The 25,499-nt window shown below is 72.0% G+C and carries 24 protein-coding genes and 1 pseudogene; 10 read left to right on the forward strand and 15 right to left on the reverse strand.

The annotated features are described in order from the left end of the window. Nucleotides 1-37 precede the first annotated feature (37 nt). From ACFY0F_RS18130 to argH, 4 genes are all read right to left on the reverse strand, one after another. Nucleotides 38-1,009, reverse strand: a complete 972-nt coding sequence (locus tag ACFY0F_RS18130) for an aldo/keto reductase (protein ID WP_388794565.1) — start codon at nucleotides 1,007-1,009, stop codon at nucleotides 38-40. Between the two features lie 97 nt (nucleotides 1,010-1,106). Next, nucleotides 1,107-1,565 (reverse strand): hypothetical protein, encoded by a 459-nt coding sequence (locus ACFY0F_RS18135; RefSeq protein ID WP_388794568.1) that lies wholly within the window; start codon nucleotides 1,563-1,565, stop codon nucleotides 1,107-1,109. Next, nucleotides 1,562-1,942 (reverse strand): hypothetical protein, encoded by a 381-nt coding sequence (locus ACFY0F_RS18140; RefSeq protein WP_388794571.1) that lies wholly within the window; start codon nucleotides 1,940-1,942, stop codon nucleotides 1,562-1,564. Before ACFY0F_RS18140 ends, ACFY0F_RS18135 begins: the two co-directional genes overlap by 4 nt. 53 nt (nucleotides 1,943-1,995) lie before the next feature. Further along, entirely contained in the window at nucleotides 1,996-3,429 is a 1,434-nt protein-coding gene (argH, locus tag ACFY0F_RS18145; RefSeq protein ID WP_388794574.1) for an argininosuccinate lyase, read from the reverse strand. A 181-nt stretch (nucleotides 3,430-3,610) separates the two neighbouring features. Between argH and ACFY0F_RS18150 the strand changes: the two genes are divergently transcribed. The 3 genes from ACFY0F_RS18150 to ACFY0F_RS18160 all read left to right on the forward strand — a co-directional run bounded on the left by ACFY0F_RS18150 (nucleotide 3,611) and on the right by ACFY0F_RS18160 (nucleotide 5,931). Further along, on the forward strand, nucleotides 3,611-4,534 hold the full coding sequence (locus ACFY0F_RS18150; protein WP_388794577.1) for a hypothetical protein: 924 nt from the start codon (nucleotides 3,611-3,613) through the stop codon (nucleotides 4,532-4,534). Between the two features lie 107 nt (nucleotides 4,535-4,641). Beyond that, complete coding sequence (locus tag ACFY0F_RS18155; RefSeq protein WP_388794580.1) at nucleotides 4,642-5,229, forward strand: pyridoxamine 5'-phosphate oxidase family protein; 588 nt, start codon at nucleotides 4,642-4,644, stop codon at nucleotides 5,227-5,229. A gap of 3 nt (nucleotides 5,230-5,232) precedes the next feature. Continuing rightward, nucleotides 5,233-5,931 carry a L,D-transpeptidase gene (locus ACFY0F_RS18160; RefSeq protein WP_388794583.1) on the forward strand — a complete coding sequence of 233 codons (699 nt, stop codon included), beginning with the start codon at nucleotides 5,233-5,235 and terminating at the stop codon, nucleotides 5,929-5,931. On the opposite strand, the gene ACFY0F_RS18165 is transcribed toward ACFY0F_RS18160, so the two are convergent. Further along, the gene (locus tag ACFY0F_RS18165) at nucleotides 5,918-7,396 is read right to left on the reverse strand and encodes a sensor histidine kinase (RefSeq protein WP_388794586.1); all 1,479 of its coding nucleotides are present in this window, start codon (nucleotides 7,394-7,396) and stop codon (nucleotides 5,918-5,920) included. The genes ACFY0F_RS18160 and ACFY0F_RS18165 overlap by 14 nt on opposite strands. Continuing rightward, nucleotides 7,393-8,133, reverse strand: coding sequence for a response regulator transcription factor (locus ACFY0F_RS18170; RefSeq protein WP_388794589.1), 741 nt, complete (start codon nucleotides 8,131-8,133; stop codon nucleotides 7,393-7,395). The genes ACFY0F_RS18165 and ACFY0F_RS18170 overlap by 4 nt, the downstream gene beginning before the upstream one ends. Before the next feature lie 149 nt (nucleotides 8,134-8,282). Here ACFY0F_RS18170 and ACFY0F_RS18175 point away from each other — a divergent pair, with 149 nt between their 5' ends. From ACFY0F_RS18175 to ACFY0F_RS18195, 5 genes are read left to right on the forward strand one after another with little or no spacing between them, the layout of a single operon-like run. Then, a complete protein-coding gene (locus tag ACFY0F_RS18175; protein WP_388794592.1) occupies nucleotides 8,283-9,635 on the forward strand; it encodes a ferric reductase-like transmembrane domain-containing protein in 1,353 nt (450 codons plus the stop codon). A 10-nt stretch (nucleotides 9,636-9,645) separates the two neighbouring features. Next, nucleotides 9,646-10,152: an FMN-binding protein gene (locus ACFY0F_RS18180; RefSeq protein WP_388794595.1), complete on the forward strand. Its 507-nt coding sequence runs from the start codon at nucleotides 9,646-9,648 to the stop codon at nucleotides 10,150-10,152. A 59-nt stretch (nucleotides 10,153-10,211) separates the two neighbouring features. Continuing rightward, nucleotides 10,212-11,594: a ferric reductase-like transmembrane domain-containing protein gene (locus ACFY0F_RS18185; protein WP_388794598.1), complete on the forward strand. Its 1,383-nt coding sequence runs from the start codon at nucleotides 10,212-10,214 to the stop codon at nucleotides 11,592-11,594. Between the two features lie 49 nt (nucleotides 11,595-11,643). Continuing rightward, nucleotides 11,644-12,429 carry an FMN-binding protein gene (locus ACFY0F_RS18190; protein ID WP_388794601.1) on the forward strand — a complete coding sequence of 262 codons (786 nt, stop codon included), beginning with the start codon at nucleotides 11,644-11,646 and terminating at the stop codon, nucleotides 12,427-12,429. After that, complete coding sequence (locus ACFY0F_RS18195; protein WP_388794604.1) at nucleotides 12,422-13,225, forward strand: FAD:protein FMN transferase; 804 nt, start codon at nucleotides 12,422-12,424, stop codon at nucleotides 13,223-13,225. Before ACFY0F_RS18190 ends, ACFY0F_RS18195 begins: the two co-directional genes overlap by 8 nt. Nucleotides 13,226-13,408: 183 nt before the next feature. On the opposite strand, the gene ACFY0F_RS18200 is transcribed toward ACFY0F_RS18195, so the two are convergent. The 6 genes from ACFY0F_RS18200 to ACFY0F_RS18225 all read right to left on the reverse strand — a co-directional run bounded on the left by ACFY0F_RS18200 (nucleotide 13,409) and on the right by ACFY0F_RS18225 (nucleotide 21,175). Continuing rightward, complete coding sequence (locus ACFY0F_RS18200; protein ID WP_388794607.1) at nucleotides 13,409-13,948, reverse strand: arginine repressor; 540 nt, start codon at nucleotides 13,946-13,948, stop codon at nucleotides 13,409-13,411. Between the two features lie 7 nt (nucleotides 13,949-13,955). Further along, nucleotides 13,956-15,152: an acetylornithine transaminase gene (locus ACFY0F_RS18205; RefSeq protein ID WP_388794610.1), complete on the reverse strand. Its 1,197-nt coding sequence runs from the start codon at nucleotides 15,150-15,152 to the stop codon at nucleotides 13,956-13,958. Continuing rightward, nucleotides 15,149-16,060 (reverse strand): acetylglutamate kinase, encoded by a 912-nt coding sequence (gene argB, locus ACFY0F_RS18210; RefSeq protein ID WP_388794613.1) that lies wholly within the window; start codon nucleotides 16,058-16,060, stop codon nucleotides 15,149-15,151. The genes ACFY0F_RS18205 and argB overlap by 4 nt, the downstream gene beginning before the upstream one ends. Beyond that, nucleotides 16,057-17,208, reverse strand: coding sequence for a bifunctional glutamate N-acetyltransferase/amino-acid acetyltransferase ArgJ (gene argJ, locus ACFY0F_RS18215; RefSeq protein ID WP_388794616.1), 1,152 nt, complete (start codon nucleotides 17,206-17,208; stop codon nucleotides 16,057-16,059). Before argJ ends, argB begins: the two co-directional genes overlap by 4 nt. Before the next feature lie 139 nt (nucleotides 17,209-17,347). Beyond that, the gene (gene argC / locus ACFY0F_RS18220; protein WP_388794619.1) at nucleotides 17,348-18,376 is read right to left on the reverse strand and encodes an N-acetyl-gamma-glutamyl-phosphate reductase; all 1,029 of its coding nucleotides are present in this window, start codon (nucleotides 18,374-18,376) and stop codon (nucleotides 17,348-17,350) included. A 96-nt stretch (nucleotides 18,377-18,472) separates the two neighbouring features. Further along, the gene (locus tag ACFY0F_RS18225) at nucleotides 18,473-21,175 is read right to left on the reverse strand and encodes a YfhO family protein (protein WP_388794622.1); all 2,703 of its coding nucleotides are present in this window, start codon (nucleotides 21,173-21,175) and stop codon (nucleotides 18,473-18,475) included. Nucleotides 21,176-21,421: 246 nt separating this feature from the next. Between ACFY0F_RS18225 and ACFY0F_RS18230 the strand changes: the two are divergent. Then, nucleotides 21,422-21,856, forward strand: a pseudogene (locus ACFY0F_RS18230) (DUF6314 family protein); the annotation flags it as partial. Here ACFY0F_RS18230 and ACFY0F_RS18235 read toward each other — a convergent pair. The 3 genes from ACFY0F_RS18235 to ACFY0F_RS18245 form a co-directional block, all read right to left on the reverse strand. Then, on the reverse strand, nucleotides 21,847-22,440 hold the full coding sequence (locus ACFY0F_RS18235; protein ID WP_388794625.1) for a histidine phosphatase family protein: 594 nt from the start codon (nucleotides 22,438-22,440) through the stop codon (nucleotides 21,847-21,849). The pseudogene ACFY0F_RS18230 and the gene ACFY0F_RS18235 sit on opposite strands and share 10 nt — an antisense overlap. A gap of 84 nt (nucleotides 22,441-22,524) precedes the next feature. Then, a complete protein-coding gene (locus ACFY0F_RS18240; RefSeq protein WP_388794628.1) occupies nucleotides 22,525-22,962 on the reverse strand; it encodes a GNAT family N-acetyltransferase in 438 nt (145 codons plus the stop codon). 160 nt (nucleotides 22,963-23,122) lie between these two features. Continuing rightward, on the reverse strand, nucleotides 23,123-24,574 hold the full coding sequence (locus tag ACFY0F_RS18245; protein WP_388794631.1) for a PLP-dependent aminotransferase family protein: 1,452 nt from the start codon (nucleotides 24,572-24,574) through the stop codon (nucleotides 23,123-23,125). Between ACFY0F_RS18245 and ACFY0F_RS18250 the strand changes: the two genes are divergently transcribed. Beyond that, on the forward strand, nucleotides 24,573-25,493 hold the full coding sequence (locus ACFY0F_RS18250) for a DMT family transporter (protein WP_388794634.1): 921 nt from the start codon (nucleotides 24,573-24,575) through the stop codon (nucleotides 25,491-25,493). The two genes, ACFY0F_RS18245 and ACFY0F_RS18250, sit on opposite strands and share 2 nt — an antisense overlap. Nucleotides 25,494-25,499 lie beyond the last annotated feature (6 nt).

The following is a 25,499-nucleotide window of genomic DNA, read 5'->3' on the forward strand; positions in this document are numbered from 1 at the left end:
GCGTGACTCATCAGCGCTGGTCAGCCGGGGAATTCGATCAGTGCCAGGGGAGCCGGCCGCGGTGCTCCCAGTACGCTCGCGGCTCCTCGACCAGCGTGGCGAGTCGGGCCAGCTGGTCCTCGTCGAGGTCCACGACGGCGGCGTGCAGGTTGGAGGCGAGCTGGTCGAGGGTGGCCGCGCCGGAGAGGACCACCCCGGCCCACGGCCGACGGAGGATCAGCGCCAGCGCGACCGCGTCGCAGCCCAGGCCGGTCGCCGCGGCCACTGCCTTCAGTTCCTCGGGCGCGTGCGGCTCGGCGAGCCGGCCGTTGGCCATGCCCTCCTTGACGATCACGGTGAGGCCGGCTTCGTGCGCCTCGGCGAGCGCGGCGTCGGCGGAGGTCTCCAGCGCGTTGTACGTCGACTGGACCGTACGGAAGAGGGGTTCGCCGTCGACGGTGACGGCCAGGGCGGCGCGGATGGCGTCGGCCTGGGCGGGTCCGCTGGTGGAGAACCCGACGGTGAGGCCCTGCGCGGCGGCCTCGGCGAGCCTGGCGTGCAGCTCCTTGTCGGCGAGAGCGGGGCTGTCCGGGGTCACCGAGTGGATCTGGTAGAGGTCGAGCCGGTCGCCGAGCAGCCCGGCGGTCTCGGCGCGCTGCCGCTCGTAGGTGGCGAGGGTGTGGTCCTTGATTTCGTGCCGCTCGGCGTCGGCGGACCAGCCCGCGGTGTACGTGTAGCCCCACTTGCTGCCCACGACCACGTCGTCGGCGTCCGGCCGGGCACTCAGCCAGTCGGCGAGGAACTCCTCGGAGCGGCCGTAGGAGCGGGCGACGTCGAAATAGCGGACGCCCTGGGCGTAGGCGGCGTCCAGGAGCTGGTGGGTGCGCTCGCGCAGGGCCTCGACGGTGCGTTCGGCGGGCAGGTCCTGCTCACGGCCGAGGTTGATGTAACCGGGCCGGCCGACGGCGGCCAGACCCAGGCCGATGTGGCAGGTCGGAGTCGTGGCCGAGGCCAGTCGGTCGAAGGGCATCGGGGGGCTCCGTTCGGTCGGCTCCTTGCTGCTCCGGACCAACGTAACCCGCCGGGTGACGGCGGACACAGCGGGCTCCCGGGACACCCGCGAGCCGCTACGCGTCCGGGCCCAACGGCCTGCTGTCCTCCCGTGCATGCCGCACGTGTGCCGCATAGCGCTCGAACATCTGCGGCTGGTGCGCTCGGACGATGTCGAGCATGGGCGATTCCGCTCTCCGAACGCCGGCCAGGCAGGGAGAGGTACGGCAGCGCCCTGTGTCCAGGTCGGGGTCGACGAGGGACAGGTAGCACGTGGGCAGCTGCCGGGTGAAGCGCACCTCCATCCGTCCGGGGTGGCCTTCGGCGGCGAAGTCCCGTGCGACTCCTACCAGCTGACGGGCGGACTCGGCTGCCCGGGCGTGCAGGTCGGGGTCGCCGATACTGCGGGCGTACTCGGTGGTCAGCGCCGACTCCGGGTCGGCCACCAGACAGGTGATCCGCACGCCACGGCTCAGCAGTCGGCGCACCGGCTCGGTGAAGTCGCGGGCCGGGCGGGAGACGAACAGGCTCGTCAAGCTGCGCAGGGCCACCCCGACCTCGACGATCTCCTCCTGTGCCCCTTCGAGGAAGCCGGCCCGGGGGCCGACCGCCCCTCGGCGTGGACAGTCAGGCCGTGGCCTTGGTTGCCGACAGGCAGCCGCTCGTCGATGACCCCGGCCAACTCCTGGAGGAACGTCTGCCGTTCGGCGTCCCGCTGGAACAGGTCGTAAGAGAAGGGCACGGCGACACCGGCCGCCGCCAAGAGAGCGAGTTCGTTGACGAAGGCCCAGCCGAAACCGTCGCGGCCGTGGGACCGAGGTGCCGGGCTCAAGCCCGCCAGCAGGACGCAGAGCGCGAGAGCGGCGCGGAATCTGCTCAGCAGCCGACGACTTCCCGGTGCGTTGTTCTCCATGGTTCCCCCGCCTCCCTGCCTGCCCGGGGAGGCGGGGGTTCACCCTTCGGGCACTACCGCTTGTTCTTGGCGTCCGCCCAGGCGTGCTGCGCAGCCACGTCCGCCCTGACCTCGGCCAGCTGGACGGCGACGGCGCTGGGTGCCGTGCCGCCGCGGCCGCTGCGGGAGGCGAGGGCGCCGGGGACGTTGAGGACCGAGCGCACCTCGGGGGTGAGGTGGGTGCTGATCTTGGCGAACTGCTCGTCCGTCAGCTCGTCCAGCTCCTTGCCCTCGGCCTCGGCTGCCTTCACGCACTCGCCGGCCACCTCGTGCGCGACACGGAACGGCACGCCCTGCTTGACCAGCCACTCCGCGATGTCGGTGGCGAGCGAGAAGCCGGCCGGGGCCAGCTCCTCCATGCGCTCGCGGTGGACCGTGAGGGTGGCGATCATGCCGGTGAAGGCGGGGAGCAGCACCTCCAGCTGGTCGCAGGAGTCGAAGACCGGCTCCTTGTCCTCCTGGAGGTCCCGGTTGTAGGCGAGCGGCAGGGCCTTCAGCGTGGCCATCAGACCCGTGAGATTGCCGATCAGGCGGCCCGACTTGCCACGCGCCAGCTCCGCGATGTCCGGGTTCTTCTTCTGCGGCATGATCGACGAGCCGGTGGAGAACGCGTCGTGCAGGGTCACGAAGGAGAACTCCTTCGTGTTCCAGATGATGATCTCCTCGGAGATCCGGGACAGGTCGACCCCGATCATCGCCGTGATGAAGGCGAACTCGGCGACGAAGTCCCGGGAGGCCGTGCCGTCGATGGAGTTGCCGACGCTGCCGTGCTCGAATCCGAGGTCTTCTGCGACGGCCTCCGGGTCCAGGCCGAGGCTGCTGCCCGCCAGGGCGCCGGAGCCGTACGGCGACACCGCGGTCCGCTCGTCCCACTGCCGCAGCCGCTCGGCGTCCCGGGACAGGGACTGCACGTGCGCGAGGACATGGTGGGCGAAGAGTACGGGCTGGGCGTGCTGGAGGTGGGTGCGGCCGGGCATCGCCACGTCCGGGTGGGCCTCGGCCAGGCCGATCAGCGCGTCCTGGAGATCGGCGATCAGACCGCCGATGATCCGGGCGTGGTCGCGCAGGTACATCCGGAAGAGGGTGGCGACCTGGTCGTTGCGGGAGCGGCCCGCGCGCAGCTTGCCGCCGAGTTCGGGGCCGAGGCGCTCCAGAAGGCCGCGTTCCAGGGCGGTGTGGACGTCCTCGTCGGCGATCGTGCCGACGAAGGCGCCGGATGCGACATCGGCCTCGAGCTGGTCGAGTCCGGCGAGCATCCGGGTGAGTTCCTCACCGGTGAGCAGCTCCGCCTTGTGCAGCACGCGCGCGTGGGCACGCGAACCGGCGATGTCGTAGGGCGCGAGCCGCCAGTCGAAGTGGACGGATGCGGACAGCTTCGCCAGGGCCTCGGCGGGACCGTCGGCGAAACGGCCGCCCCAGAGCCGTACGTCACCGCTGTTGCTGCTCACTGTGGGTTGCTCCTCGAAGGTGGTGACCACGTTATGCATGAGTATGCAGAGCACTGCATGATTCGTCAATCTGAAAGAGATCGACGGACGCGTTGAACAAACGAAACCGCTTTCGCGTACTGATCTCCGAACGCTGGCGCCGCGTTAGTAATCCCACTCCTGACCCAAGTGAGGCATCCGCATGTCCAGGGCTCTTCCGAAGTACAACAAGCGTCGCGTCGCGATCATCGGCGGTGCCGCCGCCGTCGCGCTGTCCGGCGCGATCATCGCGGGCTCCGCTCTCGCCGGGACGCCCGACGACAGCAACGGCAACAGCGGCAGCACGAACGCCCGTACGCTGGCCAGTCCCGGCACGATCACCTGCCCCGACGTGAAGTCGCAGCTCCCGGCCAACATCCCCGCTTCCGCGCAGGCCGAGGTGGACCGCAACCTCACCCTGCTGCAGACGCAGATCGCCGAGGCCAACAAGCGCCTGCAGGACACGGTCGGCCAGGGCGGTCCGAACTTCGTGCAGAACGCGATCCTCGGCCCGCTGGCCGACAAGCGGAAGTCCACGGTCGACCGCATCGCCACCGCCATCGGCCGCAAGGGGACCAAGCCGACCGGCCTGGACGCCCTCGCGACGTGCACGCTGAACGGGGGCGGCGTGAACGCCAACGCCAACGCGGGCGGCGCGAAGGGGAACGCGAACGGCAACGCCAACGCGGGTGGGAACGCCAACGCCAACGCGGGCGGTGCCAAGGCGAACAACGGGGCCAACGCGAACCAGAACGCGGGCGGCAACGCGGGCAACGCCGGTGCCGCCGCGGCGGGCACCATCAGCTGCCCCGACGTGAAGTCGCAGCTCCCGGCCGACATCCCCGCCTCCGCGCAGGCCGAGGTGGACCGCAACCTCACGCTGCTGCAGACGCAGATCGCCGAGGCCAACAAGCGCCTGCAGGACACGGTGGGTCAGGGCGGTCCGAACTTCGTGCAGAACGCGATCCTCGGCCCGCTGGCCGACAAGCGGAAGTCCACGGTCGACCGCATCGCCACCGCCATCGGCCGCAAGGGGACCAAGCCGACCGGCCTGGACGCGCTGGCCGCCTGCACCCTCAACAAGTGAGGTGACAGGCAGCCGGGGCCGCCCCGAGTGACGCCGGCCGGGGCGGCCCTGGTGGCCGGCCGCGAGGTCTCGTACAGCCGAGCGGGGTTCACCGATAATCAGCAGTCATGGGAAAGACCTATGAGCGCATAGACGGCAGGCTCCGCACGTTCATCGAGGAACAACCCCTCTTCTTCACCGCGACCGCCCCGCTCTCCGGCGACGGCACGGTCAACCTCTCCCCCAAGGGCCTCAAGGGCTCCTTCGCGGTGCTCGACGAGCACACCGTGGCGTATCTCGACTTCGCCGGGTCCAACGCGGAGACCATCGCACACCTGCGCGAGAACGGGCGGATCACCCTGATGTGGTGCGCCTTCCAGGGCCCGCCGAACATCGTGCGGGTGCACGGCCGGGGCGAACCGGTCTTCCGCGACGACCCCCGCTTCGGGGAGCTCCTCACCCACTTCCCCGGCATCGACCCGACGCCGCACGGCCTGCGCGCGATCATCGTCGTGCACGCGGAACTCGTCCGGGACACCTGCGGCTACGCGGTGCCCTTCATGTCGTACGAGACGGACCGCGACCTGCACGCAAAGCGCTTCGCCCGCGAGGACGACGCCTCACTGAGCGAGTACTTCCGCAAGAAGGACCACGTGGCCACCAGCCTGGACGGACTACCCGGGCTGCCGTTGCCACTGCCGCCCTCTACCGTCTGAACCATGCGCCCCGTTGCAGTCGCCCTCGCGTCCGCGTCCGTGTTCCTGATCGGTGCCGCGTCCGGCGGCTGCCCCGCTCCGCTGCCCGCCCGGATGGCGGACACCGGGGGCGGGACCCAGCTGGTCACGGCTCAGGCGGCGGGCACCGATGCGACGACGGGCACGCTCGTCTGGTGGGACCTGCAAAACGGGCGGTGGGTGCGGGCGGGTTCTGCCCCCGCCCGCTTCGGCGCGAAGGGGCTCGTCGAAGGGACCGCCCGGCAACAGGGCACCAAGACGACGCCGACCGGCCTGTACGACCTGCCGTTCGCCTTCGGCACCGAGGCGGCACCGGCCGGCACCAGGATGCCGTACCGCCCGGTCCACCCGGACTCCTGGTGGTGCCAGGACAACGACTCCGCCGCCTACAACCGGTGGACCGAACCCCTGGCCGCCGACTGCCGGGCCGGCGAGTCCGAGCACCTCGTCGACTACCGGGGGCAGTACGCGCACGCGCTCGTCATCGGGTTCAACTACCGGCAGCCGGTACGAGGACGGGGCGCCGGGATCTTCCTGCACGTCGACGGCCCGGGCGCGACGGCCGGCTGTGTGTCGGTTCCCGAGGAGGCGATGCGGCGGATCCTCGCCTGGGCCGACCCCCGCAGAGCGCCGCACATCGCCGTGGGCACGCAGGACGGTCCGACGGACATCACCCGGTACTGACGTCGCCCAGGGGCAGCCGCACCGTGAACGTCGTCGACCCCGGCCTGCTCTCCAGCCCCACGCTCCCCCCGTGCGCCTCCACCACCGCCGCCACGATCGCCAGCCCCAGCCCGGCTCCGCCCCCGGAAGCGTCCGTGCGGCGGCGGTGTTCGGCCCGGGTGAAGCGTTCGAAGACTCCCGGCTGGACCTCTTCGGGGACGCCGGGGCCGTCGTCGTGGACCTGCAGGCGGGCCACCGCGCCGTCGGTCTCCAGGGACACCGTCACCTTGGTGCCCGCGGGGGTGTGCAGACGGGCGTTGGCCAGCAGGTTGCCCAGCACCTGGTGAAGGCGGTGGGCGTCGCCGGTCACGGTCACCGGGTCCTCGGGGAGTTCCATGGTCCAGCGGTGGTCGGGACCGGCCGCGCGGGCGTCGGTGACGGCGTCCAGGACGAGGTGGGTGAGGTCGACGGGGAGACGTTCGAGCGGGCGGCCGGCGTCCAGACGGGCCAGCAGGAGCAGGTCGTCGACCATCTCGCCCATCCGGGACGACTCGGCGGCGATCCGGCCGAGCGCCCGGGTGACCGCCGGCGGGACCGGCCCTGGGTGCAGCAGGGCGAGCTCGGCGTGGCCGCGCACGGAGGCGACCGGGGTGCGCAGCTCGTGGCTGGCGTCGGCCGCGAAGCTGCGCAGCCGCTCCTCGCTGGCGTGCCGTTTGGTCAGGGCGTCCTCGACATGGCCCAGCATGCGGTTGAAGGCCGCCGCGACCCGGCCGACCTCGCTGTGCGGGTCCGCCTCGGGGGCGCGCGAGGGCATGATGACCTCGCCGCTGGCGAGCGGCAGCTCGCTGACCCGGGCGGCGGTCGCCGCGACCCGGCTCAGCGGCCGCAGCGACCAGCGCACCCAGAGGGCGCCGATCACGCCGGTGGCGGCCAGGGCGAGCCCGAACACGATCCCGGCGACCAGTTCCAGGCGGTGGACGGCGGCCTGTACCGGCTCCAGGGGCAGGCCGACGATCAGGACGTCGCCGTCGAGGCCCTGGGCCGCGTAGACCCGGTAGTCGTCCAGGGGTGCGAGTTCGACGGTGTGGGCCTGGCCGTCGGTGTCGACCGCCGTGAGCTGCTTCCTGTCCCTGCCGGTCAGCTCGCCGATCACGTTCTCGATGCCGCCGGGACGGACGACGGCCGCGTTGGTGACCTTCCCGTCCACCAGGCGCGCGCCGAAGGTGCCCGTCGCCTGCCTGCGGTCGTCGCCGTGCTCGTCGCCGTCGTGGTCGTCCGGAAGTTTGCCGCCGTGCTCCAGGCTCTGCGGGAACCGGGCACCGACCTGTTCGAGCTGCTGGTCCAGGCGCTGGGTGAGGAAGCCGTTCAGCTCCACCACCGCGGCGAGCCCGACCGCGGCGCAGCTGACCGCCAGCAGCACCACCAGGCCGACGGTGAGCCGGGCCCGCAGGGTACGGGGACGGGGCAGGCGGCGCGGGTACCTCACTTGACCACCGGCTTGAGCACATAGCCCGCCCCGCGCACCGTGTGGATCATGGGATCGCGTCCCACGTCCACCTTCTTGCGCAGGTAGGAGATGTACAGCTCGACGACATGGGCCCGGCCGCCGAAGTCGTAGGACCACACGCGGTCGAGGATCTGCGTCTTGCTGAGCACGCGGCGCGGGTTGCGCATCAGGAAGCGCAGCAGCTCGAACTCGGTCGGGGAGAGCTCGATCAGTTCCCCGCCCCGGGTCACCTCACGGGACTCCTCGTCCATGACGAGATCGCCGACGACGAGCCGCGGCCCCTCGTCCTGCTGCCGGGCCATGCCCGCGCGGCGCAGCAGGCCGCGCACCCGGGCGACGACCTCCTCCAGGCTGAAGGGCTTGGTGACGTAGTCGTCGCCGCCCGCCGTGATGCCCGCTATACGGTCCTCCACCGCGTCCCGGGCGGTGAGGAAGAGTACACAGACGTCGGGCTTCACCTGGTGCAGCGTACGCAGCACGGCGAAGCCGTCGGTGTCCGGGAGCATCACGTCAAGGACGACGGCGTCGGGCATGAGCTCGCGCGCGGTGGCGACCGCCGAGGCGCCGTCCCCGGCCGCGCGCACCTCCCAGCCCTCGTAGCGCAGCGCGCCGGTGAGCACCTCGGCGAGGTCGGGGTCGTCGTCGACGACGAGGACGCGCAGCGGCGTGCCGTCGGGTCGGGTGAGGGCCGGGCGGCCTGAGCGGGTCGTGTTCATCTCCCTTCCAGGATCGCCCCTGCGCGGTGCGGCAGGTGACCGCCCTGGCTCTGAGTTTCCTCTGAGTGCGCTGAGAGAAGGGCCTGCTCAGAGCTGTCTCAGAGGTCCGCCCCGCACAGTTGCCTACGAACGGCAGAAAGGAACGCCTCATGACCACCGTGTACGAGCGGCGGACGGCGCCCCCTGTGGCGCCCGCTCCCCGCAGCTCCCCCGCGGGCCCGCTGCTCGCCCTGTTGTGGGCGGGCGCGGCGGCCGTGCTGGTCCTGTGGTGGGCGGACACCGGCTCGGTGGTCGGCACCGAGGGCTGGCTGACCGGGGCCGGGCGGATCGCCGGGCTGCTGTGCGGCTACTCGTGCGCGGTCCTGGTCGGGCTGATGGCCCGGGTGCCGCTGCTGGAGCGGCGGATCGGCTCGGACCGGGTGGCCCGCTGGCACGCCATGGCGGGCAGGTACACGGTCTGCCTGCTCGTCGCCCACGTCGTGCTGATCCTGACCGGGTACGCCGCACAGGACCGCGCCTCGATCCTGCACGAGACGGTCACGGTGATCCTGGACTACCCGGACATGCTGATGGCGACGGCCGGCACGGTGATCCTGTTCGCGGTCGGCATCACCTCCGCGCGGGCCGTGCGCCGCCGGACCAGCTACGAGTTCTGGTACTACGTCCACCTGCTCACGTACGCCGCCGTCTTCCTGGCCTTCTTCCACCAGCTTTCGCTGGGCAACGACTTCAACGGCAAGCCGTTCTCCACGGCCGCCTGGTACGCCCTGTACCTGGGCGTGGCCGCACTGGTGATCTGGTACCGGATCCTGGCGCCGGTGCGGCTCAACCGGCGGCACCGGCTGCGGGTGGAGTCCGTGCACGAGGAGGCGCCGGGCGTGTACTCGGTCGTGGTGCACGGGCGGCGGCTGGACGAGCTGGACGCGCGGCCGGGCCAGTTCTTCCGGTGGCGGTTCCTCGGCGAGGGCATGGGTTGGACGTCGACGCCGTACTCACTGTCCGCGCCGCCCCGCCCGGACCTCATGCGGATCACGGTCAAGGCGCTGGGCGACCACAGCGCGGCGGTTCCGCTGCTGCGCCCGGGCACCCGGGTGTGGGCGGAGGGCCCCTACGGCTCCATGACCGCCGACCGGGCCACCACCCACCGGTCGCTGCTGATCGCGGCCGGCGTCGGCATCACCCCCCTGCGGGCGCTCTTCGAGACGCTGCCCGGCGACGTCACCCTTCTCTACCGGGCCCGTACGGCCGAGGACCTCGCCCTGGGCCGCGAACTGGAGGCGATCGCGAACTGGCGCGGGGCGAGGGTGCTGTACGCGCTCAACGGACCGCGGGGCGAGCGCCCGAGGCTCACGGCCGAGGCGCTGGCCGCCACGGTTCCCGGTCTCGCCGAGCACGACGTGTACATCTGCGGACCACACGGCTTCGCCCAGGAGCTGTACCGGGAACTGCGCGCCGCCGGGGTCCCGGACCGGCGTATCCACCACGAGTCGTTCGAGCTGTGAGGCAGTGGAAGTGCACGCTTTGAGGAAGAACCGCCCCCTGCGCCGCATCGTGCTGGCCAGCGCCGCCACCGTCTCCGGGATGGTGCTGCTGCTGTCGCTGAAGCCGCACGAGAGTCCCGGTATCACGGTGAGCGCGTCGTCCCCGGCGCCGTCGAGCAGCGCGAGCGCGTCCCCCGGCGGGCCCGGCGGCTCCAGCGGGTCGGGCGGATCGAAGGGCTCCAGCGGATCGAGCTCCACCGGCACCAGGACCGCCACCGGCGACACGGTCCAGACCCGTTGGGGCCCCGTCCAGGTGCGGATCACCGTGAAGGGCGGCAAGCTCACCGAGGTGACCGCGGTGACCTACCCCACGGAGAACCCGCGCGACCAGGAGATCAACAGCTACGCCATCCCCCAGCTGCGGCGCGAGGCACTGGCCGCGCAGAGTGCCGACATCGACACCGTCTCGGGTGCCACGTACACGAGTGAGGGTTACCGCCAGTCACTCCAGTCCGCACTGGACTCGGTGGGCGTCTGAACACTCGGCCGTCACGGCACGTATCTGTGGGCCAAGGGTCAAGTCCCCACGGAGGAACAGTGACCACCACGATCGCAGGCGGACGTGCCGCCCGCCGCCAGACGATGCGCCGCATCCGTCCGCGCCGCTCCCCGGCCGTCCCGCTGCTGCTCGCCGTCTGGGCGGGTGCGGCGGGCGTGCTGTGGCTGTGGTGGCACAACACGCCGAACATCGCCGACGACAACAGCAAGATCCTCAACGCCGGCCGGATCACCGGTCTGCTCGCCGGGTATCTGATGGCCCTGGTCGTGCTGCAGATGGCCCGGGTGCCCGCGCTGGAGCGCCGGGTGGGCTCTGACCGGGTGGCCCGCTGGCACGCGATGAGCGGCCGGTACACCCTCTGCCTGGTGTTCGCGCACGTCTTCCTCATCATGTGGGGCTACGCGCTGCAGGCGGGCAAATCGCTCGGCGACATCGTCCAGCAGACCATCGACTCCATCAACCAGCTCCCGGACATGGGCAAGGCGGCCATCGGCACGGGCCTGTTCGTGGTCATCGGTCTCACCTCGATCGGTGTGGTCCGCCGCAGGCTGCCGTACGACGCCTGGTACCACGTGCACGTGTTCACCTACGCCGCGGTGTTCCTGACCTTCTGGCACCAGATCACCACCGGCAACGACTTCGCGATCGAACCGACCGCGAAGACCTTCTGGTACGCCCTGTACGGCACGGTCACCGCGCTGGTGGTCTGGTACCGCATCATCACCCCGATCCGGCTGAACCTGCGGCACCGCATGCGGGTCGAGGCGGTCATCGAGGAGACGCCGGGCATCGTGTCGGTGCTGATCGGCGGGCGGAAGCTGCACCGGATGGGCGCGGAGGCCGGCCACTTCTTCCGGTGGCGGTTCCTGGCCCCGGGGATGCGGTTCAGCTCCCACCCGTACTCGCTGTCCGCGCCGCCCCGCCCGGACATGCTGCGGATCACGGTGAAGGCGATCGGCGACCACACCGCCCGGCTGCGCGAGCTCACGCCCGGCACCCGGGTGTGGGCCGAGGGCCCGTACGGCGCGATGACCGCCCAGCGGCGCAGCCGCGGCAAGGTGCTGCTGGTCGCGGGCGGGGTCGGCATCACGCCGATGCGCACCCTGTTCGAGACGCTGCCGGGCGGGGCCGGGGACATCACCCTGCTCTACCGCGCCAACACCACCCAGGACCTGGCCCTGTGGGACGAGCTGGCCCTCATCGCCAAGGAGCGCGGTGCCAGGCTGATGTACGCGGTCAACAGCCCGGAGGGCGAGCGGCCGGACATCTCCGCGGAGAACCTCCAGCGGAAGATCCCGGACATAGAGAACCACGACGTCTTCATGTGCGGTCCGCCCGGATTCGCGCAGGGCGTGTACGAAGCACTGCGCGGCGCGGGGGTTCCCGCCCGCCGCATCCATCACGAGTCGTTCGAGATGTGAGCGACGGGAATCGTCGGGAAACCCACGGGAAATCAGGAGCCCAGCAACCATGAGGAAGAGCCACCCCGTTCGGCGCGTCATGCTCGCGACCGCGGCCACCGTGTCCGGTGTCGTACTGCTGCTGTCGCTGAAGCCGTCCACGGACCCGGCCTCCGCGTCCGCGGCCGGCGCGGCCCCGCAGCAGCCCGCGGCGGGACAGGAGGCACCGCAGGGCGGCGCGGCGGCCGCCGGGACCGGCACCGTCACCGGTGACGTGGCGCAGACCCAGTACGGCCCGGTCCAGGTGCGCCTGACCGTCGCGAACGGCAAGGTCACCAAGGCGGAGGCGGTGCAGGCGCCCAAGGGCGGCACCAGCGACCAGAAGACCGCGCTGTCCGTGCCCAAGCTCAACCAGGAGGCCGTGGCCGCCGGCACCGCGAACATCGACTCCGTGTCCGGGGCGACCTACACCAGCACCGGGTACAAGAAGTCGCTGCAGTCGGCGCTGGACAAGGTGAAGGCGTCGTCCGCGCAGAGCGGCGGCGGGTCGTCGTCCTCCGCCGGCGGCGGCGCGGCCCAGGCGAGCCGTACCGTCACCGGCAAGGCCGCCCAGACCCCGTACGGGCAGGTCCAGGTCCGGGTCACCCTCGCGAACGGCAAGATCACCAAGGCGGAGGCGGTGCAGGCGCCCAAGGGCGGCACCAGCGACCAGAAGACCGCGCTGTCCGTGCCCAAGCTCAACCAGGAGGCCGTGGCCGCCGGGACCGCGAACATCGACTCCGTGTCGGGGGCGACCTACACCAGCACCGGGTACAAACAGTCCCTCCAGTCCGCGCTGGACCAGGCCGGTGGCTGACACGGTGACGGACTCACCGGAAGCTCCCGCCGCGGTGCGGCACGCGGAGGAGGTCATGGGGACGGTCTTCTCCTTCGACGTCCGCGGCGGGGAACCGCGCGCCGTGCGCGCGGCCCTCGACGAGGCGGTCGCCGGCCTGCACCGGATCGACGAGGTCTTCAGCACCTACCGCGAGGACAGCCAGGTGTCCCGGCTGGTGCGGGGCGAGGTGACCGTGGCCGACTGCGATCCCGAGGTCGCCGAGGTGCTCGAACTGGGTGCCGAGGCGGAGCGGGTCAGCGGTGGCTGGTTCAGCATGACGTACGGCGGACGGCTCGACCCGACCGGAGTCGTCAAGGGCTGGGCCGCGGAGCGCTGCGCGCGGCGGATCTCGCAAGCGGCCGGGGTGAACGGCGTGAGTGTGAACGGCGGCGGAGACGTCCAGATGCTCGGCGCGCCCGAGCCGCAGCGGCCGTGGCGGGTCGGGGTGTCGGATCCGTTGCGGCCGGGCGGGCTGGCGGCGGTGATCTCCTCCACCGGAGTGGACGAGCTGGCCGTGGCCACGTCCGGTACGGCGGAGCGGGGGGCGCACATCGTCGACCCCCGCACACAGAAGTCGGCGGTCACGGACCTGGTCGCCGTGACCGTGGTGGCGCCCCGACTGACCTGGGCGGACTGCTGGGCCACGGCCGCGTTCGCGATGGGCTCGCGGGAGGGGTTGGCCTGGCTGGAGTCCCTGCCAGGGGTGGAGGCCCTGCTGATCACCGCGGGTGACGAGGTGCGGTGCACCGGGGGGTTGGCGGCGCGTCTGGGCTGACCGGGGCTGCTGCTCGGGCGGAGGTTTCACTTGCCCGGGTGGGCGCAGCCAGGCGGGCGAGCGGCTCGGCGCGGGCGACTGTACCGACCTCAGGGGCGCGGGGCTGTGTCGATGTGCGGCTCCGCCGCGTGGGCGCGACCAGTCCCCACCGGCCCGCGGTCGGCACACCACCGTCACCCCCCCTCAGTGGCCGTTCTGAGCCAGCCTCAGCAAGTGTTCCGCCAGGGCCTGCCCACCCGTCGGCTCCCGGCTGATCAGCAACACCGTGTCGTCCCCCGCGATCGTCCCGAGGATGTCGTGCAGCTCGGCCTGGTCGATCGCCGAGGCGAGGAACTGTGCCGCCCCCGGAGGGGTACGCAGAACCACCAGATTCGCCGAAGCCTCCGCGGAGATGAGCAGCTCCTGCGACAGCCGCCGCATCCGCTCCTCCTTCGCCGACTCCCCCAGCGGCGCCCGAGGGGTACGGAAGCCCCCCTCGCTGGGCACCGCGTAGATCAGGTCGCCCTCGGTGTTGCGGATCTTCACCGCGTTCAGCTCGTCGAGGTCCCGGGAGAGCGTCGCCTGGGTGACGCTCAGCCCGTCGTCGGCGAGCAGCTTCGCCAGCTGGCTCTGCGAGCGCACCGGCTTGCGGTTGAGGATGTCCACGATCCGGCGGTGGCGGGCGGTGCGGGTCTGCGGTACGGCAGGCCCCCCGGGCTGGTCGTGCTCCTGCGCCTGACTCATCGTCGTCTCATTCTCCGGATCGTCCGTCCCCGTGAACCGCGTCGAGGATGCCGGGCAGTGCCCGGATAAGGGCATCCGCCTCGTCGTCGCCGAGGTTCAGTGGCGGCATCAGCCGGACGACGTCGGGGGCGGGCGCGTTCACCAGGAAACCGGCCTCCTGAGCCGCCTGTTGCACCTGCGGCGCGAGCGGCTCGGTGAGCACGATACCCAGGAGCAGGCCGGCGCCCCGGACATGGTCGATCAATGAGTGGCCCAGCGCCTCGATTCCGCCCCGCAGCTTCTCGCTCTGCCGCTTGACGTTCTCCAGCAGCCCCTCGTTCTCGATGGTGTCGAGGACGGCGAGGCCGGCGGCGCAGGCGACCGGGTTGCCCCCGAAGGTCGTCCCGTGCTGGCCCGGCTGGAGGAGTTCGGCGGCGCGGCCGAAGGCGACGGTGGCGCCGAGCGGCAGTCCGCCGCCGAGCCCCTTGGCCAGGGTCACGACGTCCGGCAGGACTCCCTCGTGGGCCTGGTACTCGAACCAGTTACCGGTCCGCCCGATGCCGGTCTGCACCTCGTCCAGGACGAGGAGGGAGCCGGTGGAGGCGGTGATCGCGCGGGCCGCCTTCAGATATCCGGCGGGCGGGACCACGACCCCGTTCTCGCCCTGGATCGGCTCGATGACGACGAGCGCGGTCTCCTCGGTGACCGCGGCGGCCAGTGCCTGCGCGTCGCCGTACGGGACGTGGGTGACGTCGCCGGGCAGCGGCCGGAAGGGTTCCTGCTTGCCGGGCTGGCCGGTGAGCGCGAGGGCGCCCATCGTCCGGCCGTGGAAGCCGCCCTGGGTGGCGACCATGTGGGTCCGGCCGGTCAGCCGGCCGATCTTGAAGGCGCCCTCGTTGGCCTCGGCGCCGGAGTTGCAGAAGTAGACCTTGCCGTCCCGGCCGAAGAGCTGCAGCAGCCGCTCGGCGAGGGCGACGGGCGGCTCGGCGATGAACAGGTTGGAGACATGGCCGAGGGAGGCGATCTGCTTGCTCACCGCCTCCACGACGGCCGGGTGGGCGTGGCCGAGGGCGTTGACCGCGATGCCGCCGACGAAGTCGGCGTACTCGTTGCCGTCGGCGTCCCACAGCCTGGCGCCCTCGCCGCGCACGAGGGGCAGCCGCGGGGTGCCGTAGTTGTTCATGAGGGCGCCCTGCCAGCGTGTGGTCAGTTCCTCGTTGCTCATGACGACTCCCCCTCTTGCTCGTCGGGCACGACCATCGTGCCGATGCCCTCGTCGGTGAAGATCTCCAGCAGGATGGAGTGCTGGACCCGGCCGTCGATGACGCGGGCGGTGTTGACCCCGCCCCGCACGGCGTGCAGGCAGCCCTCCATCTTCGGCACCATGCCGGCGGACAGGTCCGGCAGCAGCTTCTCCAGTTGGGATGCGGTGAGGCGGCTGATCACCTCGTCCGAGTTCGGCCAGTCCTCGTAGAGTCCCTCGACGTCGGTGAGGACCATGAGGGTTTCGGCGCCCAGTGCCGCAGCGAGTGCCGCAGCCGCCGTATCGGCATTGACGTTGTAGACATGTCCGTCGTCCTGGCTCCGGGCGATCGACGAGACGACCGGGATGCGGCCGTCGGCGAGCAGGGCCTCGATCGCGCCCGTGTCGATGTCGGTGATCTCTCCCACCCGCCCGATGTCGACCAACTCGCCGTCGATCTCGGGCTGGTGTCTGGTGGCGGTGATGGTGTGCGCGTCCTCGCCGGTGAGGCCCACGGCGAGCGGCCCGTGCTGGTTGAGCAGGCCGACCAGCTCGCGCTGCACCTGCCCGGCGAGCACCATCCGTACGACGTCCATGGCGTCCTCGGTGGTGACGCGCAGGCCGGCCCTGAACTCGCTGACGATGCCGTGCTTGTCGAGGGCGGCGCTGATCTGCGGGCCGCCGCCGTGCACGACGACCGGTTTCAGGCCGGCGTGGTGCAGGAACACGACGTCCTGGGCGAACGCGGCCTTCAGTTCGTCGTCGATCATGGCGTTGCCGCCGAACTTGATCACGACGGTCTTGCCGTTGTGCCGGACCAGCCAGGGCAGCGCCTCGATGAGGGTCTGGGCCTTGGGCAGAGCGGTGTGTTTCCTGGTCACATTGCTCATGAGGAGTAGGCGCTGTTCTCGTGGACGTAGTCGGCGGTCAGGTCGTTGGTCCAGATGGTGGCGGTCTCCGAGCCGGCGGCGAGGTCGGCGACGATGTGGACCTCGCGGTAGCGCATGTCGACGAGGTCGCGGTCCTCGCCCACCGAGCCGTTCTTGCACACCCAGACGCCGTTGATGGCGACGTTCAGCTGGTCGGGTTCGAAGGCGGCGCTCGTGGTGCCGATCGCGGAGAGCACGCGGCCCCAGTTGGGGTCCTCGCCGTGGATCGCGCACTTCAGGAGGTTGTTGCGGGCGATGGAGCGCCCCACCTCGACGGCGTCGTTCTCGCTGGCGGCGTTGATCACCTCGACCTTGATGTCCTTGCTGGCCCCCTCGGCGTCGCGGATCAGCTGCTGACCGAGGTCGTCGCAGACCTGGCGTACCGCCTCGGCGAACTCCTCGTATTCCGGGGTGACTTCGGAGGCACCGGAAGCCAGCAGCAGCACGGTGTCGTTGGTGGACATGCAGCCGTCGGAGTCGACCCGGTCGAAGGTGACCCTGGTGGCCGCCCGCAGTGCCCGGTCCAGGGTGGCGTCGTCCAGATCGGCGTCGGTGGTGAGGACGACCAGCATGGTGGCGAGGCCCGGGGCGAGCATGCCCGCGCCCTTGGCCATGCCGCCGACGGTCCAGCCGCCCTTGGTCACCACGGAGGTCTTGTGGACGGTGTCCGTGGTCTTGATGGCGATGGCGGCCTTCTCACCACCGTGCTCGGTGAGCTGGGCGGCGGCCTTCTCCACGCCCGGCAGCAGCTTGTCCATGGGGAGGAGTACACCGATGAGGCCGGTGGAGCACACGGCGACCTCGATGGCGCCCCGGCCGAGGACCTCGGCGGCCTTCTCGGCGGTGGCATGGGTGTCCTGGAAGCCCTTCGGCCCCGTACAGGCGTTGGCGCCACCGGAGTTGAGGACGACCGCCGAGACCTGACCGCTCTTCAGCACCTGCTCGGACCAGAGCACCGGCGCGGCCTTCACACGGTTGGAGGTGAAGACACCGGCGGCGGCGCGGCGCGGCCCGTTGTTGACCACGAGGGCCAGGTCCGGGTTGCCGTTCTCCTTGATCCCGGCGGCGATCCCCGCCGCCGTGAATCCCTTGGCTGCCGTGACGCTCACTGCATCTCCTCGTTCGCTCCGCCGCGGTAGCGGCTGATGTCACTGCCGCCCGTGCAGCGCAGCGGTGCGGCCATCGTCGTCGTGTGCGGCCCGGTGGCTGCACGTGCTCCCCCGGCTACCGCTGGGAGGTGCCCCCAGCTCACGGTGCGACACCGATCGTGGAAAGCCCCGTGGTCTCGTCGAACCCCAGGGCGAGGTTCATACTCTGCACGGCACCGCCCGCGGTGCCCTTGGTCAGGTTGTCGATGGCGCTGATCGCGATGATGCGCCCCGCGGCCTCGTCGTACGCGACCTGCACCTGAACGGCGTTGGAACCGTGGACGGACGCGGTGGCGGGCCACTGTCCCTCGGGCAGGAGGTGGACGTACGGCTCGTCGGCGAAGGCCTTCCGGTACGCGGCCCGCAGGGATTCCCCGGTCACGCCGGGGAGCGCCTTGGCGCTGCACGTGGCGAGGATCCCGCGGGGCATCGGCGCGAGCGTGGGCGTGAAGGAGACGGTGACCCGCTCCCCCGCCGCCGCGCTGAGGTTCTGGATGATCTCGGGAGTGTGCCGGTGGCCGCCGCCGACGCCGTACGGCGACATGGAGCCCATCACCTCGCTGCCCAGCAGGTGCGGCTTGGGCGCCTTGCCCGCGCCCGAGGTGCCGGAGGCGGCCACGATCACGGCCTCGGTCTCGGCCAGGTGGGCGGCGTAGGCGGGGAAGAGCGCGAGGGAGACGGCCGTCGGGTAGCAACCGGGTACCGCGATGCGCTTGGACCCCTCCAGCGCGGCGCGGGCACCCGGCAGTTCGGGGAGGCCGTAGGGCCAGGTGCCGGCGTGCGGGGAACCGTAGAACCGCTCCCAGTCGGCCGGATCCTTCAGCCGGAAGTCGGCGCCCATGTCGATCACGAGCACCTCGGGCCCCAGTTGTTCGGCGACCGCGGCGGACTGCCCGTGCGGCAGGGCGAGGAAGACGACGTCGTGTCCGGCGAGGGCCTCGGGCGTGGTCTCGGCCAGCACCCGGTCGGCCAGCGGCAGCAGGTGCGGCTGCAGCGCGCCGAGCCGCTGCCCGGCGTTGGAGTTGCCGGCCAGGGTACCGATCTCGACCTCGGGGTGCGCGAGGAGCAGCCGCAGGACCTCTCCGCCCGCGTATCCGCTCGCTCCGGCCACCGCCGCACGTACCGCCATGTCACCCTCCTCTGGATGGCATGACTATACGTTTCGCTGCACGTTTATGCAATCCGTGTTCGCGGTCCCCGATCAAGCGCGGATGGCTGTCGGAGGTCAGTCCGCCCGTCGGCCGGCGCCCGCCGCGCTGTGTTTCGCCGGCGCCCGTACGATCATTCCCCCGGGCGAGCCGGTGGGCGCGGGCGGGGACACCGGCAGTCCGGCGGCACGCCGTCGGCGGCGGCGGATGGAGCCGAGGACGCCGAGCAGGATCAGCACCAGGAGGGAGGCGGTCCCGACCGCCGTGCCGAGCCGTAGCCCGGGCGGGTGGAACGTGCAGGTGACGGTGTTCGACGAACCGTCGAGGGGGACGGCGATCAGGCCGTAGTACTGCCTGGCCGACCGGGCGGCGGCACCGCCCGCGGCGCAGCGCCAGCCGGCTGTCCGGGGGACCGCCACGATCGCGGTTCCCTTGCTGCCCGCGGGGAGCTCGGCCCGTACGGTGCCGTCGGAGACGCTCACCCGGGTGGCGCCGGTGGCCTTGAGCCGTTCGACGGCGGTGTGCAGCCGGGCGGTGTCCAGACAGCCGACCGCCCGGTCCGGGATGCGGCCGGCCCGGTTGGGGGCCAGTTCGATCCGGAGGCGCCCGGAGGCCGGGACCATGCCGAGCGGCTGCATGGCGGCGATCCGGTTGGCATCGGCCCGGAACCACGCGGGCCGCCCACCGGCCACGGCACCGATGAGCCGCGCGCTGCCCGAGAAGTGCGGCGCCCAGAGGTACGCCTCGCTGCCCGCCCTGCACCGGGCCGTGATGGTCGGCCTGCGCACGGCGCCGGCGGCGGGGGCGCCGATGAGCAGTCCGGGGTGCCCGGCGTCACCGCCGTCCGGAGTCCGCCCGGTGGCGGTCCGCACGGTCAGCCGGGGCACGGTGTAGACGCGGGTGCCCAGCAGCCGTTCCTGATTGCGGTACGGCGAAGCCCCGAAGGCGGCGACGCCCGTGCGCGGGCCCACGGCGGCCGGCCGCACCGTGACGAGGGGCGGTACGTCCCGCCGGGACACGGTCATCCGGCTGCCGTCCTGCGGGGGCCACTGCTGATGCGGGTCCGGCGGGGAGTGCACCCGCGCGCCGACGGAGAAGATCGTGTCCGTGACGGCGTTGTCCAGGCTCTGCGGGCTGCGGCCGCCCGAGGTCCAGCCGGCCCCGAGAGCGGTGAGCAGGCGGTAGAGGACGTCGGAGGTGTGGCTGCTGTAGTACTGGGCGCCCTGACCGCCCACCACCAGCGGGTCGTTGCCGACGGTCTGTTCCCGGCCCGGGTCGGTACGGTAGCGGGGCCAGCCGTCGGCCTGCGCGATCGCCTCCGACTGCTGCTGCTGCCGTTCCCCCCACGGCGCGTAGTCGTCCATGCCCGCGAGCCGCTGCCGGGTGGTCGCCGCGGAGTTGGCGGTGGCCTCCCCGAACTGCGCCCCGGCGAGCAGGACGACGGCCAGCACGGTCAGCGCGGTGCGGCGGGTGCCGGCGGCGAGTCGCCCGCTCTGGAGCCCGGCCAGCAGGAGCAGCCCGCCCAGCACGCCCACGGCGGCGAGCAGGAGCACCGGCCAGGCGTACGGGCGGACCAGATGGCTTCGGCTAGCGACGGCCGCGATCAGTACGAGCAGCCCGCTCGCCGCGAGCAGCGCACGCCGGCCGGGCGGGCCGTACGAGAGCGCATGCCACGCGGCGATGACCAGCAGCCCGCACAGGACGAAGGCCTGGCGGTACGGACTGCCCTGCGGTGCGGTGAAGGCGTGCCAGGCCAGATGGGTCGGGTTCCACTGCATCGACAGCGTCACCGCCACCACCAGCAGCGTCCATCCCACACGCACCCGCCGGGGCACCGCCCGGTGGAACGGCAGGGCCAGGGCGAGCAGCAGCGCCATGACGCCGACGTACACGGCCGGCGTGGCGAAGCTGTACGTCGTGGGCAGCAGACGGGCTGCCAGGTCCTGGCCCGTCGCCGGCACGAAGTCCTGGAATCTGGTCGGGGAGGCGTGCTTGCTGCCGAAGTACACCACCATGACCAGCGGCGCCGCCAGACCCACGCCGAGCGCGAAGGTGAGGGCCGCGCGGCCCGCCGCCGCGAGCGCCCGTCGGCGCGGGAGACCGGCGACCAGCAGCCGGAGCAGCAGCACCAGACCGGCGCCGAGGGTGGCCATGTAGGCGGTGTAGAAGTTGGCGGTCCAGGCGGCCGCGACGACCAGCACACCGAGCAGCGGGCGGCGTCCGGTCAGCGTCCACTCGCCGACCAGGCACAGCAGCGGCAGGGCGATGAGCCCGTCGAGCCACATCGGGTTGTACGAGGCGGCCGCCACGCTCCAGCCGCACAGGGCGTAGGAGGTGCCCAGCAGTCCCGCCGCCCACCAGCGGCCCGGGCGCAGGGTGAGCAGCAGAAAGGCCATGGCGGCGGCCGCGCACCCCGTTTTCAGCACGGTGATGACGTACACCGCGAGGTCGATCTCGTCCCTCGGGAACACCGCCACCAGCGGGGCGAACGGGCTGCTGAGGTAGGTGCCGAAGTCGGGCAGGAAACCGGCGCCGAAACCGGACTGCCAGTTGACGAGGAGTCCACCGTCGGCGCGTCCGTGCAGCAGGTCCCACAGGTGCGCGTGATAGGGCACGTACTGATTGCCCAGGTCGTTGACGTTCCGGGTCCGGGGACCGAACGGGTAACTGCGGGCGATGACGTCGCCCACGCATAACGCGGTGACGGTGAGGGCCGCCGCGAGCAGGGAGGCGGCTCGCCGGACACTGCCGCCGTCCGCGCGCAGGATGGTGCGTCGCATTCTTTGAAAGCCCCCGGAGAATTCTGACGTGTCACTGGTTTGCCCGCTAAGACGGACCGGATTTCGGATTGGTTGTGCCACGACCGATAAGTGGGTGAGGGAACTCCGAATACCCGACCGATGCCTTGTGCAATTGCTTTCCGACCGGTAGGTGAATAAAAGATGACCGGCAAATGATGAACAGGCCAATGGGTGCCGCACGGTCGATGCGGTGGGGCGTGCGCTACTGTCAAGGGTGTGGTGACGATGGGTGAGTTCTGGCCCGTTCCCGACGTGCTGGAGCATCTGGCCGGCCGGTGGCGCGTGACGCGTACCGTGCGGGACCTGGCGAGCGGGGACGAGGGGCGGTTCCACGGGGTCACCGTCTTCGGCCCGCTGGAGGGCGGCGGCCTGCTGCACGCGGAGTCGGGCCATTTCACCTGGCGGGGAGTCCCGCGGCCCGCCGAACGCACGCTGCGGTTCCTGCCGGGTGCGGCGCCGGGCACGGCGGACGTGCGGTTCGCCGACGGGCGGCCCTTTCACGGCCTGGACCTGACGTCCGGGCGGTACGTAGCCGAGCATCCGTGCGCGGCGGACCTCTACCGGGGCGAGTTCACCGTGGCGGACATCGACCACTGGCGCACGGTGTGGCGGGTCGGCGGCCCGGCGAAGGATCTCGTGCTCACGACCGACTACGCGCGCGTGGTCGAGGGGGACACGCTGTCGAAGCGGAGGTTCCAGCGGCCGGCGCGGCCGATGACGGAGATCGTCGACAGCGAGCGGACATCGAGGTTCCAGTAGGTCGAGGGCGGCGCCTTCAGGGCGTAGACCAGGGCGGCGCGGATCACGGAGGGCTCGGCGACGGCGACGATGCGGCCGCCGTCGTCGGCGGGCCGGGTGTCCAGCCAGCCGCCGACCCGGGAGATGAACGCCAGCAGCGACTCACCACCGTGCGGTGTGGAGCGCGGGTCGGCGAGCCAGGCGTCCACCGCCCCCGGCTCCCGGGCCATCGCCTCGCCCAGGGTGAGCCCGCGCCAGCGGCCCATGTCGCAGTCCCGCAGGGCGAGTTGAGCCAGCGGGGCGTACCCCAGGGCGTCGCCGGTGGCGCGGCTGCGCGGCGTCGGCGAGCAGTAGCGCAGCTCGGCCGCGGCCAGCGGCAGCAGCTCCGGCACGACCCGCTGCACCTCGTCCCAGCCCGCCTGGTCCAGTGGCCGGTCGTCCTGGAAGCGCTCGGCGAGCAGCGGGGCGCTCCGCACGGCGGCCACGAACGTGACCCGAATCTGCATGCGGTGATGGTGAGCCGCGCAAGTGAGCAGGTCAAGGGTCGGATATGGCCGTTACCCGGGAGTTACCCGAGGGGGTGTCAGTTCCTACTGGTAACTGTGGAGCATCCACTGGTCCGGCTGGTCGAGCGGCCGGAAGCCCAGCTTCTCGTAGACCCCCTGGGCGTCCTCGGTGGCGAGCAGGAGGCGGCGCAGTCCGTACGGCCGCAGGTGCTCGCGGATGGCGCCGACCATCGCCGTTCCGACGCCCTTGCCGCGCACGACCGGGTCCACGTACACGTCGGCGAGCCAGCCGAACAGCGCCCCGTCGGTCACCACGCGCGCGTAGGCCACCTGCTCCCCCGAAGCCGTGTCGTACACCCCGAAGTTCAGCGAGCCGGCCATCGCGCGGTCGTGCGTCTCGCGCGTGCGTCCGGTCGCCCAGTAGGAGTCGGTCGACAGCCAGCGGTGGACGCGGTCGGCGTCGACTCGGTCGGCGTCGGCGGAGAACTCGTAGCCTTCGGGAAGGGTGGGTGTATCGGTCATGCAAGGAGACTGGCAGGTCCCGAGTACGGGTGTCGAATCGTTTCACCGCGTACGTGGGCGTGGTCGGCGGCGGGTGCGATGCCGCCCGTGGGGGGCGGGCCGCGGACACGGAAGACCTGTTCGGGTCGCTGGAGTTCGTCTGTGGGAGCCTGCCCCTTGGTCAGTGCCCCGGCAGGTACTGGAACACCTCGTCGCACGCCCTCCGCAGTCGCCGCACCCCGTCCGCGATCTCCCCGGTGCCCGCGACCGCGGCGAAGCTGAGCCGTAGATGGGCCGCCGGGGGCTCTGCGCTGAAGTAGGGGCGGCCGGGGGTGACGGCCACGCCCGCGCGCAGCGCCGCCGACGTGAGCGCGGAGTCGTCGGTCCCGTCCGGGAGGCGGAGCCAGAGGTGGTAGCCGCCGGACGGGACGTGCGGCAGGGCGAGTTCGGGCAGGTCGCGGCGCAGGGCGGTGGTCATCGCGTCCCTGCGGGCCTGCAACTCGGTCGCGACCGTGCGCAGATGGCGGGGCCAGGCGGGCGAGCCGACCAGCTCCAGGGCCGCCTCCTGCAACGGGCGGGGCACGAAGAAGGAATCGACGACCTGGATCGCGCGCAGGCGCTCCAGCACGGGTCCGCGGGCCGCCAGCGCGCTCACCCGGAAGCTGGGCGAGGTGACCTTGGTCAGCGACCCCACGTGCACCACGACGCCGTCGGGGTCGTCCGCGGCCAGCGGGCGTGGCAGCGGACCGGCGTCGGCGTGCACGAGCCGTCGTACGAAGTCGTCCTCGACCACGAACGCGCCCGCCTCCCGGGCGATGGCGAGCACCTCGGCGCGCCGCCCGGGGGCGAGCACGGCTCCGGTGGGGTTCTGGAACAGGGGCTGGCAGACGAACACCCGGGCGCCACTCGCCCGGAACGCGTCGGCGAGCAGTTCGGGCCGCACCCCGTCGGGGTCCACCGGCACGGGCACCGGGCGCAGCCCGCCGGCGCGAGCGATGGCGAGCATGCCCGGGTAGGTGGGCGACTCTACGAGCACCGGCGCCCCGGGCGGGGCGAGGGCGCGCAGCGCGGTGGCCAGCGCGGACTGCCCGCCCGCCGCGATCAGGACCTCCGCCGCGGTGACGGCGCCGCCGATGCCGCGCGCGAACCACTCCCGCAGCTCCGGCAGCCCCTCCATCGGCGGCCGCTCCCAGGCGCCCGGGCGCCGCCCGGCCCGGGCCAGCGCCGCCGCCATCGCCCGCTCCGGCTGCAGCGAGGAGTGCAGATAGCCGCCGCTGAACTCCAGCACGCCCGGCGGTGGAGCGGCGAGGGAGACGGTGACCCCTGAGGCGTCGACCGTGCGCGGGACGAGTTCCGCGACGCTGTCGGCGCTGAGCGCGACCTCCTGCCAGGAGGTGTCGCCGGTGGCGGTGGGCGCGGTGCGTACGGGAGCGCGGAAGGCGCCGGCTCCGGGCCGGGTGACGACCAGGCCCTCGGCGACCAGCTGTGCCAGCGCGCGCGACACGGTCACCGGACTCACCCGGAACCGTTCGACGAGTGCCCGGCTCGACGGGAGCTTTCCACCCGGTGAATAGCGGTCGAGTTCCCGTCGCAGGCGATCGGCCAGCTCCGCCACACTGCTACGCTCTTGCATGAGGACACAGAGTAGCGCTACTACCGCACCATCGATAACGGTCACCGCTCCCCGGGAACGCCCCGGCTTCGGCGGCACCCTTCAGGCCGCCCTCGGCGTGACGGCCTTCTCCCTCACCTTCCCGGCCACCGTCTGGGGCCTGGAGGGCTTCGGGCCCTGGTCGCTCGTGGCGGTGCGCAGTGTTCTGGCGGCGGTCATCGCGGGCTTCTGCCTGCTCCTTCTGCGCGTGCCCCTGCCCGACCGCCGGCACCGGGCGGGACTGGCCGTGGTCGCCGCGGGAGTGGTGCTCGGCTTCCCGCTGCTCACCACGCTCGCCCTGCAGACCTCCACGACCGCGCACGCCGCCGTGGTCGTCGGCCTGCTTCCGCTGACCACGGCGCTCTTCTCCGCCCTGCGGATGGGCACCCGCCCCTCCCGTACGTTCTGGGTGGCGGCCCTCGCGGGGGCGGGTGCGGTTCTCGCGTTCACCGTGCAGCAGAGCGGCGGCGCGCTGACCGCCGCCGACGGCTACCTGGCCGGCGCGCTGCTGGTGTGCGCGGCCGGCTACACCGAGGGCGGTCGGCTGGCCCGGGTGATGCCGGGCTGGCAGGTGATCGGCTGGGCGCTGGTGCTGTGTCTGCCGCTCACCGTGCCGGCCGCCGCGCTGGCGCTGTCTTTCGAACCCGTGTCCCTCACCGCGCACGGTGTGGCCGGGGTGCTGTGGCTGGCGGCGGGCTCGCAGTTCCTCGGGCTGGTCGTCTGGTACCGGGGCATGGCGGCCATCGGCATCCCGCGGGCCAGCCAGTTGCAGTTGGCTCAGCCGCTGCTCACACTGGTGTGGTCGGTGCTGCTGCTGGGCGAGCACCTCACGGTGGCCGCTCCACTGACGGCCGCCGCCGTGCTCGTGTGCATCGCCGTCACCCAACGGTCTCGATCATGAGGAGGC

This window comes from Streptomyces sp. NPDC001544, from assembly GCF_042894285.1.
GTDB lineage: Bacteria > Actinomycetota > Actinomycetes > Streptomycetales > Streptomycetaceae > Streptomyces.

Bases quoted from the DNA above. Each gene is read 5' to 3' on its own strand.
- ACFY0F_RS18130 (WP_388794565.1), bottom strand. From the start codon at position 1,009: ATGCCCTTCGACCGACTGGCCTCGGCCACGACTCCGACCTGCCACATC.
- ACFY0F_RS18140 (WP_388794571.1), bottom strand. From the start codon at position 1,942: ATGGAGAACAACGCACCGGGAAGTCGTCGGCTGCTGAGCAGATTCCGC.
- ACFY0F_RS18150 (WP_388794577.1), top strand. From the start codon at position 3,611: ATGTCCAGGGCTCTTCCGAAGTACAACAAGCGTCGCGTCGCGATCATC.
- ACFY0F_RS18155 (WP_388794580.1), top strand. From the start codon at position 4,642: ATGGGAAAGACCTATGAGCGCATAGACGGCAGGCTCCGCACGTTCATC.
- ACFY0F_RS18160 (WP_388794583.1), top strand. From the start codon at position 5,233: ATGCGCCCCGTTGCAGTCGCCCTCGCGTCCGCGTCCGTGTTCCTGATC.
- ACFY0F_RS18170 (WP_388794589.1), bottom strand. From the start codon at position 8,133: ATGAACACGACCCGCTCAGGCCGCCCGGCCCTCACCCGACCCGACGGC.
- ACFY0F_RS18175 (WP_388794592.1), top strand. From the start codon at position 8,283: ATGACCACCGTGTACGAGCGGCGGACGGCGCCCCCTGTGGCGCCCGCT.
- ACFY0F_RS18190 (WP_388794601.1), top strand. From the start codon at position 11,644: ATGAGGAAGAGCCACCCCGTTCGGCGCGTCATGCTCGCGACCGCGGCC.
- ACFY0F_RS18200 (WP_388794607.1), bottom strand. From the start codon at position 13,948: ATGAGTCAGGCGCAGGAGCACGACCAGCCCGGGGGGCCTGCCGTACCG.
- ACFY0F_RS18205 (WP_388794610.1), bottom strand. From the start codon at position 15,152: ATGAGCAACGAGGAACTGACCACACGCTGGCAGGGCGCCCTCATGAAC.
- argB (WP_388794613.1), bottom strand. From the start codon at position 16,060: ATGAGCAATGTGACCAGGAAACACACCGCTCTGCCCAAGGCCCAGACC.
- argC (WP_388794619.1), bottom strand. From the start codon at position 18,376: ATGGCGGTACGTGCGGCGGTGGCCGGAGCGAGCGGATACGCGGGCGGA.
- ACFY0F_RS18225 (WP_388794622.1), bottom strand. From the start codon at position 21,175: ATGCGACGCACCATCCTGCGCGCGGACGGCGGCAGTGTCCGGCGAGCC.
- ACFY0F_RS18235 (WP_388794625.1), bottom strand. From the start codon at position 22,440: ATGCAGATTCGGGTCACGTTCGTGGCCGCCGTGCGGAGCGCCCCGCTG.
- ACFY0F_RS18240 (WP_388794628.1), bottom strand. From the start codon at position 22,962: ATGACCGATACACCCACCCTTCCCGAAGGCTACGAGTTCTCCGCCGAC.
- ACFY0F_RS18250 (WP_388794634.1), top strand. From the start codon at position 24,573: ATGAGGACACAGAGTAGCGCTACTACCGCACCATCGATAACGGTCACC.
- ACFY0F_RS18245 (WP_388794631.1), bottom strand. From the start codon at position 24,574: ATGCAAGAGCGTAGCAGTGTGGCGGAGCTGGCCGATCGCCTGCGACGG.